The 12898-nt window shown below is 61.5% G+C and carries 11 protein-coding genes; 5 read left to right on the top strand and 6 right to left on the bottom strand.

Translation table 11 applies throughout. The features are described from left to right. Positions 1-83 precede the first annotated feature (83 nt). Positions 84-3032: an HD domain-containing phosphohydrolase gene (locus tag BLU76_RS12850; RefSeq protein WP_092144809.1), complete on the top strand. Its 2949-nt coding sequence runs from the start codon at positions 84-86 to the stop codon at positions 3030-3032. Here the strand turns inward: BLU76_RS12850 and BLU76_RS12845 are convergent, their stop codons facing one another. Beyond that, entirely contained in the window at positions 3033-3515 is a 483-nt protein-coding gene (locus BLU76_RS12845) for a GAF domain-containing protein (RefSeq protein ID WP_014337288.1), read from the bottom strand. Then, positions 3512-4402 carry an ATP-binding protein gene (locus BLU76_RS12840; RefSeq protein ID WP_003199422.1) on the bottom strand — a complete coding sequence of 297 codons (891 nt, stop codon included), beginning with the start codon at positions 4400-4402 and terminating at the stop codon, positions 3512-3514. Before BLU76_RS12840 ends, BLU76_RS12845 begins: the two co-directional genes overlap by 4 nt. Before the next feature lie 163 nt (positions 4403-4565). On the opposite strand from BLU76_RS12840, the gene BLU76_RS12835 reads away from it, so the two are divergent. Then, entirely contained in the window at positions 4566-6887 is a 2322-nt protein-coding gene (locus BLU76_RS12835; protein ID WP_092222957.1) for a hybrid sensor histidine kinase/response regulator, read from the top strand. On the opposite strand, the gene BLU76_RS12830 is transcribed toward BLU76_RS12835, so the two are convergent. The 3 genes from BLU76_RS12830 to msrB form a co-directional block, all read right to left on the bottom strand. After that, the gene (locus BLU76_RS12830; protein ID WP_092144813.1) at positions 6871-7332 is read right to left on the bottom strand and encodes a MarR family winged helix-turn-helix transcriptional regulator; all 462 of its coding nucleotides are present in this window, start codon (positions 7330-7332) and stop codon (positions 6871-6873) included. The genes BLU76_RS12835 and BLU76_RS12830 overlap by 17 nt on opposite strands. Continuing rightward, positions 7329-7814: a glutathione peroxidase gene (locus tag BLU76_RS12825; protein ID WP_092144815.1), complete on the bottom strand. Its 486-nt coding sequence runs from the start codon at positions 7812-7814 to the stop codon at positions 7329-7331. The genes BLU76_RS12830 and BLU76_RS12825 overlap by 4 nt, the downstream gene beginning before the upstream one ends. 257 nt (positions 7815-8071) lie before the next feature. Beyond that, entirely contained in the window at positions 8072-8464 is a 393-nt protein-coding gene (gene msrB, locus BLU76_RS12820; protein WP_092144817.1) for a peptide-methionine (R)-S-oxide reductase MsrB, read from the bottom strand. 220 nt (positions 8465-8684) lie between these two features. Between msrB and BLU76_RS12815 the strand changes: the two genes are divergently transcribed. Together BLU76_RS12815 and htpX are read left to right on the top strand one after the other, a co-directional pair. Then, positions 8685-9896: a pyridoxal phosphate-dependent aminotransferase gene (locus BLU76_RS12815; protein ID WP_003199412.1), complete on the top strand. Its 1212-nt coding sequence runs from the start codon at positions 8685-8687 to the stop codon at positions 9894-9896. Between the two features lie 302 nt (positions 9897-10198). Then, positions 10199-11086: a protease HtpX gene (htpX, locus tag BLU76_RS12810; protein WP_003199411.1), complete on the top strand. Its 888-nt coding sequence runs from the start codon at positions 10199-10201 to the stop codon at positions 11084-11086. Positions 11087-11266: 180 nt separating this feature from the next. On the opposite strand, the gene BLU76_RS12805 is transcribed toward htpX, so the two are convergent. Beyond that, on the bottom strand, positions 11267-11920 hold the full coding sequence (locus BLU76_RS12805; protein WP_092144819.1) for a thiopurine S-methyltransferase: 654 nt from the start codon (positions 11918-11920) through the stop codon (positions 11267-11269). Positions 11921-12024: 104 nt separating this feature from the next. Between BLU76_RS12805 and BLU76_RS12800 the strand changes: the two genes are divergently transcribed. Next, the gene (locus tag BLU76_RS12800; RefSeq protein ID WP_092222955.1) at positions 12025-12792 is read left to right on the top strand and encodes a DODA-type extradiol aromatic ring-opening family dioxygenase; all 768 of its coding nucleotides are present in this window, start codon (positions 12025-12027) and stop codon (positions 12790-12792) included. The last annotated feature ends 106 nt before the right edge of the window (positions 12793-12898 follow it).

Raw genomic sequence — 12898 nt, 5'->3', positions numbered from 1 at the left:
GTGCGTACCTGGGGGTTCTCGATCGGTTTCCCTGCACGCGGGAACACCATCGAGAACGCCCCCTGACACTTGGAGTGACTGCAATGCCCAGCGCACCGCGTCCGGAAAAACGCCGGTTCCCCCTGCACGTTCACATCAGCGTGATGTTTACCCTGCTTCTGTTGCTGACCGGGGTGGTGCTGGGGATTTTCAATTACCGGCAAACCACGCAAATCATCCTGTCCAGCAGTGAGAAACTGTTCAACCGTATTGAACAGGATGTGCGCCTGGATCTGTACGACACCTACGAACCCATCCGCCACCTGTTGAGGCTGTTGGCCGACTACCCGGCGACGCGCACTCCCCAGATGGCGCAACGCCTGGCCCTGCTCGTGCCCTTCAGCCAGGCACTGCGGGACAACCCGAACCTGGCATCGTTGTACCTGGGCGATCATCAGGGCAACTTCATGATGGTCCGGCCATTGCGCACCGCGGCCCTGAAAGTCGCCCTGCAGGCACCGGCCGAGGCGGTCTACCAAGTCTGGACCGTGGAGCGGGCAACCGAGCAAGGCCCGGTTCACTCCCAGTCGCTGTTCTACGACGAGACGCTGACGCTCATCGGGCGCCGGGACATTGCCGACGAAACCTACGACCCCCGCAGCCGCAGCTGGTTTCGCAGCGCCGCCGGCAGCACCGAGCAGATCACCACCGAGCCCTACGTTTTTTTCTCCACCCATAACGTCGGCACCACCCTCGCCCTGCGCAGTGGCGAGCAGGCTGTCATCGGCGCCGACCTGACCCTGGCGGCCCTGTCCCAGACCCTGGCCAAACACAAGGTGACCACCGGCACCGAAGTCGTCTTGCTCGATCCCAAGGGCAACGCAGTGGGTTATCCCGACAACAGCCGGCTGCTCGCCGATGCCCAGTCGGCACGCCTGATCAAGGCCCGAGACCTCAGCCTGGCCATTGCCGCTGCGCTCGACGACAACACCGATGCCACGCGCCTGGAAGCGGACGGACGCCAGTGGATCGTTTCTCGCAGCCACATGCAGGAAGGCGGGCCCCAGGGCCTGGAACTGGCGCTGCTGGTCCCTGAAGATGAGCTGCTGGACAATGCCTATCGCATGCGCTGGCAAGGCGCGCTCATCACCCTCGCCACGCTGCTGCTGTGCCTGCCCCTGGGTTGGCTGACGTCCAGGATCCTGGTCAAGCCTTTGCGCGAACTGGTGCAGGAGGCCGATGCCATTCGCAGCTTTGACTTCAACTACCCGGTGTCCCGTCGCTCCCCGGTGCTGGAAGTCGATCAGTTGAGCGTGTCGATGGCGCGCATGAAAGAGACCCTGGCGAGTTTCTTTGAAATCACCGCCAGCCTGCGCGCCGAAACCCGCTTCGCCCCGTTGCTGGAACGGGTGTTGTTTGAAACCGTAAAAATCGGCCAGGCCCAGGCAGGCCTGATCTACTTGCGCGAGAACGACGACAACCGGGTCAAGCCGTATGGGCTGGTCATCAATGGAACACCCAGGGATCTCGAGGCCTTCAAGTTACGCAGTCATGAGCTCCAGGCTGGCGACAGCCCGCAATGGCTCCAGCAACTGGCCACCTCGGACAACCTCGTGGCCTCCCTGGGCTTCGAACAGGCGGCCGATCTGCAGAGCGTCCTGCGGGAGCTGGACTCGCCGCGCGTCCATCTGATCGGTATTCGCCTTCGCAATCGGCACCAGGAAACCGTCGGCGTCCTGGTACTGCTGATCACCGACAGCGGCACCGAAGCCGACCTGGAAAAACTGCAGCCCGACCGCATCGCCTTCCTGCAGGCCGTGTCCGGTGCCGCCGCCGTGAGCATCGAGGGTCAGCGCCTGCAAGCCAGGCAAAAGCAGTTGCTGGACGCCTTCATCCAGTTGCTGGCCGGCGCGATCGATGCCAAGAGTCCCTACACGGGCGGCCATTGCCAGCGGGTGCCGGTCCTGACCCTGATGCTCGCCCAGGCGGCCGCTGCCAGCCAGGTACCGGCATTCGAAACCTATCGGCCCACCGAGGACGAATGGGAAGCCCTGCACATCGCCGCCTGGCTGCACGATTGCGGCAAGGTCACCACCCCCGAATATGTGGTCGACAAGGCCACCAAGCTGGAAACCCTGAACGACCGGATCCACGAGATACGCACCCGCTTCGAGGTGCTCAAGCGCGACGCCTGGGTCGATTATTGGCAGGCCGTGGCAAGCGGCGGCGAGCCGTCATCCCTGGCGCAACAGCGCGACGCGACATTGACGGCACTGGATGACGACTTTGCTTTCGTCGCCCGCTGCAACCTGGGCTCCGAAGCCATGGCCGAAGCCGATCTGCAGCGCCTGCGACACATCGCGCAACGCCCGTGGACCCGAACCCTCGATGATCGCCTGGGGGTTTCCTGGGAAGAAAACCGGCGCCAGGCCCGCACGCCCAAGCCGACACTACCGGTCACTGAGCCACTGTTGGCAGACAAGCCCGAGCACCTGCTCGAACACCACGAAGCCGAACTGATCCCGGCGGAAAATCCGTGGGGCTTCCAGCTCGACGTACCGGCCTGGAAATACAACCGCGGCGAGCTCTACAACCTGAGCATCACGCGAGGCACGCTAACCCGCGAGGAGCGCTACGTCATCAACCATCACATGGTGCAGACGATCCTGATGCTCAGCCAGTTGCCCTTTCCCAGCCACTTGGACAACGTGGCGGAGATCGCTGGCGGTCATCACGAGAAGATGGATGGCAGCGGTTATCCCAAGCGTCTCAAACGCGAAGAGATGAGCCTGCCGGCGCGCATGATGGCCATTGCCGACATTTTCGAAGCGCTGACGGCAGCCGACCGCCCCTACAAGAAAGCGAAGAAACTGAGCGAAGCCCTGGGCATCATGGCCACCATGTGCCGTGACGCCCATATCGATCCCGAGCTGTTCGGGCTGTTCATCGATGAAAAGATCTACCTGAGCTACGCCAACCAGTTCCTCGACCCGCACCAGATCGATGAAATCGATCCCCACGGCCTGCTGGTCAAGGCAGGGTTGAAGGTATGATCAGCAATCCGTCAGGCGCAGGAATATCGCGGCCAACTGCTCGATGCCGGCTTGATCATGCTCGGTAAAACGCGCCAGTTTCGGACTGTCCAGGTCGAGCACGCCGATCAGGCGCCCGTCCTTGACCAGCGGCACCACCAGTTCGCTGTTCGACGCGCTGTCGCAGGCGATGTGCCCGGCGAAGGCATGGACGTCTTCGACGCGCTGGGTCTGCCGGGTCGCGGCCGCCGTACCGCACACGCCGCGGCCAAAGGGGATCCGCACGCAGGCGATCTGGCCCTGGAACGGTCCCAGGACCAGCTCTTCGTTGCGATTGAGGTAAAAACCGGCCCAGTTCAGGTCGTCCAGCTGACTGGACAGGAAAGCCGAGAACTGCGCGGCGTTGGCGATGAAGTCACGCTCATCGGCCAGCAAGGATTCCAGTTGTGCCGATAACAACGCGTAGCCGTCAAGGCCGACTCCGGTGCCCTTCAAATCGATCATGCCTTGTGCTCCAACAATTTCAGGCCTACCCAATAGCGGGCAAACTGATAAGCGCAACGTCCGTTGCGATTGCCGCGACCGGTTGCCCAGCGCACCGCCAGTACATCCAGCGCTTCGTCGCGCTGCCAGGCCAGCCCAGCCTTGGCTGCCAATTCGCCGATCCAGTGCTCCACCACGTTAAGGAAATGCTCCTGGGTAAACGGATAAAACGACAGCCACAGGCCAAAGCGGTCGGACAAGGCGATCTTGTCCTCTACCGCTTCGCTGGGATGAAGTTCGCCGTCGACCCGTTTCCAGTTCTCGTTGTCGCTTTCCTTCTCCGGTACCAGGTGACGACGGTTGGAAGTGGCATACAGCAACACGTTGTCCGGCGCCTGCTCCAGGGATCCATCCAACACGCTCTTGAGCACGCGGTAATCGCCTTCACCGGATTCGAACGACAAGTCATCGCAGAACAACACGAAGCGCTGGGGCAGTTTCGCAACCTGCTCCACCACCCGAGGCAGATCGGCCAGGTGGTCGCGTTCGATCTCGATCAAGCGCAGGCCATGCGGGGCATGTTCAGCCAACAGGGCGCGCACCAGGGACGACTTGCCGGTGCCACGCGAGCCCCAGAGCAAGGCATGGTTGGCAGGCATGCCATCGATGAACTGCCGGGTGTTGCGGCCCAGTTGTTCGACCTGGCGGTCCACGCCGATCAGGTCCGACAGGCGCATGTCGAGGCTGACCTGCAGCGGCAGCAGGTAGCCGCTACGGCCGTCACGCTGCCAGCGGGCGGCCAGGGTCTGGGTCCAATCGATGGTGGGCCGGGGCGCCGGCAGCAAAGGCTCGATCCGGGCCAGCACGGCATCGGCACGCTCAAGAAAAGCATTCAATCGCGAGTCCACGTCTTCTCCTCGGACAGGTTCACAGTAATGATGGCGCTCGAGCTACGAAACGTCGTATCCAATGGCGGGTCTACTTCACACAATACACACCGGCTGCACCGGTATTCAGAGATGATCAGCTATGCTTGACCGGCGAAGGGAAACGTAAGTGGTTCATCACTCAATGGACATCAGATTCACCCAACGGCTTTCCTACAAGCAGGCCCGCCTGACCGTCCTGGTGGGCTTCGTGTTGGGCACCTTGCTCAGTCTGATGCAGATCGGCATCGATTATGCCAGCGAAGACGCGTCGATCAACCGTGAAATCCTCTCGCTGCTGGAAATCAGCCACAACCCGGCCTCGCGCATCGCCTACAACATCGACGCCGAGCTCGCCCAGGAGCTGTCCATGGGCCTGTTGCGCTCACCGGCCATCATTGGGGCCGAGCTGATCGACAACAACAATACCGTGCTCGCCAGCGTCAAGCGGCCCGAGCTGCAAAGCAGCTACCGGTTCATCAGCGACTTTCTGTTCGGCGCCCAGCGTCAGTTCGAGGATCGGCTCTACCTGGATCATTTGCCCAACGAATCCCTGGGCATGCTGCGACTGGACGTCGACACCTATGCGTTCGGCAGTCGTTTCCTGCGCCGTGCCGAGGTCACCTTGCTCAACGGCTTCGCCCGCAGCCTGATCCTGACGGGCCTGCTGCTGGCACTGTTCTACGTGATGCTGACCAAGCCCCTGGTGCGGGTCATCCGCGAACTGAGCAGCCGCGACCCGAGCAGCAACGAACAGAATCACCTGGAATGCCCTGCCGGCCACCAGTCCGATGAAATCGGCGTACTGGTTTCCGTCGCCAACCAGCAGTTCGAAAATATCTCCACCGAAATCCAGCAGCGGCGCACGGCCGAAAATCGCCTCACCGAATACCTCGCGCAATTGGAGAACATCGTCTCGGCACGCACCGCCGAACTCAAGGCCAGCAACGCCCGCCTCAGCCAGTCCAACGAGGAACTGGAAGTGGCCCGGCGCACGGCCCTGGACATGGCCGAGGCCCGCTCTGCGTTCCTCGCCAACATGAGCCACGAGATCCGCACACCGCTCAACGGCCTGCTGGGAATGATCGCCCTGTCCCTGGACGGCCCCCTGACGGCCGAACAACAGCAACAGCTATCGATTGCCCATGACTCGGGCAAGGTATTGGTCGAACTGCTCAACGATATCCTCGACCTGTCGAAATTCGACGCCGGTCAACTGGAACTCGAACGCATCCCGTTCGACCTCGGCTCCCTGGTGGAGGATACGGCCAACCTGCTTTCCCAGAACGCGGCCCCGAGTGTCGAACTGGCCTGCCTGATCAAGCCGCAGTTCCCGGCGCAGGTTCTCGGCGACCCGACCCGGGTGCGTCAGATCGTCAGCAACCTGCTGTCCAATGCACTGAAGTTCACGCGCTTCGGCCGGGTCGACGTGAAGTTGAGTCATTACGACGGCGGCGTGCGCATCGAGGTCTGCGACACGGGCATCGGTATCCCCCAGGAAGCCCAGGCGAGAATCCTGCAGCCGTTCACCCAGGCCGGCGCCGGGATTACCCGCCAGTTCGGTGGCACCGGGCTGGGCCTGGCACTGACCTACAACCTCTGCGAAGCCATGCAGGGCCGGTTGACCATCAGTTCCGAAGCTGGCTTCGGCAGTCAGTTCTGTGCCGACCTGCCCCTGCCCTGCCATCTGCCGGCAACGCCGGTCGAACCGTTGCGCGGCAACGTCGTCGCCATCACCGGCAGCAACAGCGGCCTGGCCGAGTTGCTGGGCATGCTGTTGCCGGGATGGGGCCTGGATTATGTGCAGCGTTCCATCGACGACGGGTTGCTGGGGCTCACACCCGACGTACTGATTACCGACTGCCCGGAATGCCTGTTCAACCTGCGGCCAACCTTTGATGCACCGATCCTGCTGGTGACCGCCTATGGCAGCTTCATGCCCAGCGAAGAAGCCGCCGCCCTCGCCCCGCTGATACAACAGGCCCGGCCGCTGGCGCGCCATGCGCTGTACCAGATTCTGCGGCGCGCCATGCAAAGCGAGGCGACCGTCATCGATGACGCACAGATCGAAGCCCTGGCGCCGTCCAGGCGTGGACGGGTGCTGCTGGTGGAGGACAACCCGGTCAACCAACTGGTGGCCAAGGGTATGTTGGTAAAACTGGGCTGCGAAGTCACCGTCGCAGCCCACGGCGCCGAAGCCCTGAGTCAACTGGAACAGCGGGTGTTCGACCTGGTGTTGATGGACTGCAACATGCCGGTAATGGATGGCTACGAAGCCAGTCGACAGATCCGCCAAAGCGGGCGCTGGTCGGACCTGCCGATTGTCGCCCTGACGGCCAACGCAATGCCCGAGGAACGTGAGCGCTGCCGTGCGGCCGGCATGAACGATTACCTGTCCAAGCCGTTCCGCCGCGAAGAACTGGCGGCAGTGCTGGACCAGTGGGTGCCGACTACGTCAGCGCTTTGATCTGGCCCAACAGGTGATCGAGACCGTCTCGCAATGTTGCGAGGCGGTCCAGGTCGATACCGCTGTCGCACAACAGGCGGGCCTTGAGCGGGCCGACCTGTTCACGCAAGGCTCGTCCGGCAGTCGTCAGGCTCAAGTGCACCTCCCGCTCGTCCCGGGCCGAACGCTGGCGCTGGACCAGGTCCAGCTGTTCCAGGCGCTTGAGCAGCGGCGTCAGCGTCCCGGAATCCAGCAGCAAACGCTCACCCAGCGCCTTGACCGTGGGCTGTAGCGGGGCCGTGTCCTGCCATTCCCACAGCACCAGCATCGCCAGGTATTGCGGATAGGTCAGGCCGAGTTGATCGAGCATTGGCTTGTAGCCACGGATCACTGCACGCGAAGCAGCGTACAGCTTGAAGCACAACTGGCTGTCGAGCTTCAGGGAATCGACTGACAGGTCATTCATTTGAGCAGCGCTTCGATCTCACCGGTCAGGTCCTGGGGCTTGGTGGTCGGGGCAAAACGCTTGACCACTTGGCCGTCCCTGCCGATCAGGAACTTGGTGAAATTCCACTTGATGCCTTTGGACCCCAGCACCCCGGGCGCCCGCTGTTTAAGCTGGACGAACAGGGGATGGGCGTTGGCGCCGTTGACCTCGATTTTCTTGAACAGCGGAAAACTCACACCGAAGTTCAACTCGCAGAACTCGGTAATCGCCCCCTCGTCGCCCGGCTCCTGCTTGCCAAACTGATTGCAGGGAAAGCCCAACACCACCAGGCCCTGGTCCTTGTAGGTCTGCCACAACGCCTCAAGCCCCTTGTATTGCGGAGTGAACCCGCACTGGCTGGCCGTGTTGACCACCAGCACAGCCTTGCCGGCGAAATCGGCGAGGGTCTTTTGCTCCCCCTTGATGGTGGTGCACGGGATGCTCAGCAGATTGTCGCTCATGGCAAGGCTCCAAAACGAATAGGACAGGCGGTGAAGATAGCGAGCGATTCAATTGTGTGCAATTTAATTATCCGAACCCATGGTCTGTGGAGCCCACAGGCTCTTGTGGCGAGGGAGCTTGCTCCCGCTCGGCGGCGCAGCCGTCGTAAACCCGGCTGGTGCGGTTTTCCTGCAAGACCGCGTCATCCCCTATTGGGGCGGCTGCGCCGCCCAGCGGGAGCAAGCTCCCTCGCCACAGGGGGGATTGTGAGCAGTGCCTAACGGGGTACGAGATCCAGGCACACCGAGTTGATGCAGTACCGCAAACCCGTGGGCGGCGGGCCGTCGGGGAAGACGTGGCCCAGGTGGGCGTCGCATCTGGCGCAGACCACCTCGGTGCGAATCATGCCGTGGCTGACGTCCCGCACCTCCACCACCGCGCTGCCTTCGATCGGCGCGTAGAAACTTGGCCAGCCACAGCCCGAATCGAATTTGGTCTGCGAATCGAACAACGGCTCGTTGCAGCAGATGCAGTGGTACACGCCGTCGGTCTTGGTGGCGTTGTATTTACCGGAGAATGGCCGTTCGGTGCCCTTCAGCCGACAGACGTTGTACTGCTCCGGGTCGAGCATGGAGTGCCATTCTTCAAGGGTTTTTTCCAACTTTTCCATCGTCCTACCTCGGCAATTGAAAAAGCCCGATCCGACGCTTTTCCGCAGATCGGGCGGCACGTATGATTGCGCCTCGTCAGACGCCAGTCTGGCAGTCACGTCATGCGCATTCAAACGGATTGTGACGCCTATACCGCGTCAGGCCTGGGCACAGACGCAGGATTCCCAGTACGGTGGTTCATACGCCGCCTGGATCGTTCATTTTCGGGAACACATCGCCATGCAGGTCAGCAAATCGAACAAGCTCGCCAACGTCTGCTACGACATTCGCGGCCCGGTGCTCAAGCACGCCAAACGCCTGGAAGAGGAAGGCCATCGCATCCTCAAGCTGAACATCGGTAACCCGGCCCCCTTTGGTTTCGAAGCGCCCGATGAAATCCTCCAGGACGTCATCCGCAACCTGCCGACCGCCCAGGGCTACAGCGACTCCAAGGGCCTGTTCAGCGCCCGCAAGGCCGTGATGCAGTACTACCAGCAGAAGCAGGTCGAAGGTGTCGGCATCGAGGACATCTACCTGGGTAACGGCGTGTCCGAGCTGATCGTGATGTCCATGCAGGCCCTGCTCAACAATGGCGACGAAGTGCTGGTGCCGGCGCCGGACTATCCGCTGTGGACCGCTGCCGTGAGCCTGTCCGGTGGCAATCCGGTGCATTACCTGTGCGACGAACAGGCCAACTGGTTTCCCGACCTGGCGGACATCAAGGCCAAGATCACGCCCAATACCAAGGCACTGGTGATCATCAACCCGAACAATCCGACCGGCGCCGTGTATTCCAGGGAAGTACTGCTGGGCATGCTGGAACTGGCCCGCCAACACAACCTGGTGGTGTTTTCCGACGAGATCTACGACAAGATCCTCTACGACGACGCCGTGCACATCTGCACTGCATCCCTGGCACCGGACCTGCTGTGCCTGACCTTCAACGGCCTGTCCAAATCCTATCGGGTAGCGGGTTTCCGATCAGGCTGGGTTGTTATTTCCGGTCCCAAGCATCACGCCCAGAGCTACATCGAAGGCATCGACATGCTGGCCAACATGCGCCTGTGTGCCAACGTGCCGAGCCAGCATGCGATCCAGACGGCGCTGGGCGGCTACCAGAGCATCAACGACCTGGTCCTGCCCCAGGGCCGGCTGCTGGAACAGCGCAATCGAACCTGGGAACTGCTCAACGACATTCCCGGCGTCAGTTGTGTCAAGCCGATGGGCGCGCTGTATGCCTTCCCGCGGATCGACCCGAAGGTCTGCCCGATCCACAACGATGAAAAATTCGTCCTCGACCTGCTGCTGTCCGAGAAGCTGCTGGTGGTCCAGGGCACGGCGTTCAACTGGCCGTGGCCGGATCACTTCCGCGTCGTGACCCTGCCACGGGTCGATGACCTCGACCAGGCCATTGGCCGGATCGGCAACTTCCTCAAGTCCTACCGTCAGTAAGCCAGGCAGCGTGCGAGGCGTCCTCACCTCGCACGCTGTTTGATTCAGCAACATATCCGTTCCGCCGACTCCGTCGGGCCTTCTACACTGGGGATTGGACGGTCAACATGCATCTGGGCTCAACGTTCACGGGGGGCAGGCAGCGCATTTCTTTTCCCTGGTCACTTTCAGAAAAGTCTTTCAAACATTTAGGACGCGTGTAGGACACAGTTTGAAATAGTCGGCGAGTTGAATAGCCTGCGGCGGCACCTTATATACCCCGCATAACGCTACATCTTTAGCACGAGGAGATTTTCACAACCATGATGCGCATCCTGCTGTTCTTGGCCACTAACCTGGCGGTCGTGCTGATTGCCAGCATCACCCTGAGCCTCTTCGGCTTCAACGGGTTCATGGCGGCCAACGGGGTTGATCTCAACCTCAATCAGCTGCTGATTTTCTGTGCGGTGTTCGGTTTCGCCGGTTCCCTGTTCTCGCTGTTCATCTCCAAGTGGATGGCGAAGATGAGCACCAGCACCCAGATCATCAGCCAGCCGCGCACGCGTCACGAACAATGGCTGCTGCAAACTGTCGAGCAACTGTCCCGCGAAGCCGGTATCAAGATGCCGGAAGTCGGGATTTTCCCAGCCTACGAGGCCAACGCCTTCGCCACCGGCTGGAACAAGAACGACGCACTGGTCGCCGTCAGCCAGGGTTTGCTCGAGCGGTTTTCCCCCGATGAAGTCAAGGCCGTGCTGGCCCACGAGATCGGCCACGTCGCCAACGGCGACATGGTGACCCTGGCGTTGATCCAGGGCGTGGTGAACACCTTCGTGATGTTCTTTGCCCGCATCATCGGCAATTTCGTCGACAAGGTGATTTTCAAGAACGAAGAAGGCCAGGGTATCGCCTACTACGTGGCAACCATCTTCGCCGAGCTGGTACTGGGCATCCTCGCCAGCGCCATCGTCATGTGGTTCTCGCGCAAGCGCGAGTTCCGCGCCGACGACGCCGGTGCACGCCTGGCCGGCACCAGCGCCATGATCGGCGCCCTGCAGCGCCTGCGCGCCGAGCAAGGCTTGCCGGTGCACATGCCCGACACCCTGAATGCCTTTGGCATCAACGGTGGCATCAAGCAGGGCCTGGCTCGCATGTTCATGAGCCACCCGCCGCTGGAAGAGCGTATCGACGCACTGCGTCGTCGCGGCTGACAGCCGGGGAATCTGTGGCGAGGGAGCTTGCTCCCGCTGGGGCGCGAAGCGCCCCTGGAGCCCGGCGACACGGTGGATCAGGTTAATTGAGTGAGCTTGAGAGGGGGCTGCTGCGCAGCCCAGCGGGAGCAAGCTCCCTCGCCACAAAAGCAGGGGGTTCCCTCACCACAGCTTCATCCGTCAACGATTGGAAATCCGATACACCCGCTCATCCAGCCGCTTCACCCCAGCCTGCAAGAACTTCCAGCTCTCCCCCAGCACATCCTGCTCCTGCAAGACCTCCAGTCGCCAGGCATTACCCAGCAACCTCAGCACCTCATCATTGCCCACGGAGAAAGGCGGGCCAGGCATTTCATCCTGGTTGTAATCCAGGGTAATCAACAATCCGACGCCATTGGGCAAGATCTTCTGCAGATGGGCCGCATACCGCTCTCGCATCGCCACTGGCAAGGCAATCAACGCAGCGCGGTCGTACAACGCCGTGCAATCGGCCACATCTGCAGCACTCAAGGCAAAGAAATCACCACAGCGGATTTCGATGCCCCCGGCACGGAAGACCTTGAACACACCCTCTTCACTCACGCTCGGCTCAAGCCGATGTTCAAGAAAAAAATCATTGGCGGCTTTTTCCGATAACTCCACGCCCAGCACCGAGTACCCCTGATGGGCAAGCCACAGCAGATCCAGGCTTTTGCCACACAATGGCACCAGCACCCGACTGCCCTGGGCCAGGCCCAGTTGCGGCCAAAACCGTTGCAGGTACGGGTTCACCTCCGGTAAGTGAAAACCAATCTGGTTCGATGACCAGCGCTTGTGCCAAAACTCGGGCTCCATGATTCACTCCAAGAAATTCGATAAAAACGGGCTAAAACTTATATTAGATTTAGATCATTGACCTGACGGAAGATGATCACATCTTAACGCTCAGGAGCCCCTTCATGCTGCCCAGCCTGTTTATCTCCCATGGCTCACCGATACTCGCCCTGGAGCCCGGCGACAGCGGTCCGGCATTGGCTCGCCTGGCCGCTCAATTGCCCAAGCCCAAGGCCATCGTCATCGTGTCCGCCCACTGGGAAAGCAACGAATTGCTGGTCAGCGCCAATCCGCAGCCGCGCACCTGGCACGACTTCGGCGGCTTTCCACCAGCCTTGTATGAGGTGCAGTACCCCGCGCCTGGCGATCCTCAACTGGCGACACAAATCGCAGCCGTGCTCAACACCGCGAACCTTCCGGCACGCCTCGACCCTCAACGGCCGTCCGACCATGGCGTCTGGGTGCCATTGTCTTTGATGTACCCAGAAGCCGACATCCCGGTGGTGCAGGTTTCCCTGCCCAGCCGCCAGGGACCGATGTTGCAGACACAGGTCGGCCAGGCCCTGGCGAGCCTGCGTCAGCAAGGCATCTTGCTGATCGGTTCCGGCAGCATCACCCACAACCTGCGCGACCTGGACTGGAACGCCGGCCCCGACAGCATTGAGCCCTGGGCCAAGGCCTTTCGCGACTGGATGGTTGAGAAGCTGGCGGCCGACGACGAGGCCGCGCTGCATGATTACCGTCGCCAGGCGCCGAACGCCGTGCGCAGCCATCCCAGCGATGAGCACTTGCTGCCGCTGTATTTTGCCCGGGGTGCGGGGGGCAAGTTCAGCGTTGTCCATGCGGGGTTCACGATGGGGACGCTGGGGATGGACATCTATCGGTTCGATTGACTGATTGGCCTCCACCCACGCCCCCTGAAGGCACACCAAACGACAGGCATAAAAAATCCCCGAACCAGTCGGGGATTTTTTATGTTCGATCAATCAACCCAAGAGC

Source organism: Pseudomonas sp. NFACC08-1 (assembly GCF_900106735.1).
GTDB classification, from domain to species: domain Bacteria; phylum Pseudomonadota; class Gammaproteobacteria; order Pseudomonadales; family Pseudomonadaceae; genus Aquipseudomonas; species Aquipseudomonas fluorescens_Q.
This window is presented reverse-complemented; position numbering and strand designations above follow the sequence as displayed.

Bases quoted from the DNA above. Each gene is read 5' to 3' on its own strand.
- BLU76_RS12850 (WP_092144809.1), top strand. From the start codon at position 84: ATGCCCAGCGCACCGCGTCCGGAAAAACGCCGGTTCCCCCTGCACGTT.
- BLU76_RS12845 (WP_014337288.1), bottom strand. From the start codon at position 3,515: ATGATCGATTTGAAGGGCACCGGAGTCGGCCTTGACGGCTACGCGTTG.
- BLU76_RS12835 (WP_092222957.1), top strand. From the start codon at position 4,566: ATGGACATCAGATTCACCCAACGGCTTTCCTACAAGCAGGCCCGCCTG.
- BLU76_RS12830 (WP_092144813.1), bottom strand. From the start codon at position 7,332: ATGAATGACCTGTCAGTCGATTCCCTGAAGCTCGACAGCCAGTTGTGC.
- BLU76_RS12825 (WP_092144815.1), bottom strand. From the start codon at position 7,814: ATGAGCGACAATCTGCTGAGCATCCCGTGCACCACCATCAAGGGGGAG.
- msrB (WP_092144817.1), bottom strand. From the start codon at position 8,464: ATGGAAAAGTTGGAAAAAACCCTTGAAGAATGGCACTCCATGCTCGAC.
- BLU76_RS12815 (WP_003199412.1), top strand. From the start codon at position 8,685: ATGCAGGTCAGCAAATCGAACAAGCTCGCCAACGTCTGCTACGACATT.
- htpX (WP_003199411.1), top strand. From the start codon at position 10,199: ATGATGCGCATCCTGCTGTTCTTGGCCACTAACCTGGCGGTCGTGCTG.
- BLU76_RS12805 (WP_092144819.1), bottom strand. From the start codon at position 11,920: ATGGAGCCCGAGTTTTGGCACAAGCGCTGGTCATCGAACCAGATTGGT.
- BLU76_RS12800 (WP_092222955.1), top strand. From the start codon at position 12,025: ATGCTGCCCAGCCTGTTTATCTCCCATGGCTCACCGATACTCGCCCTG.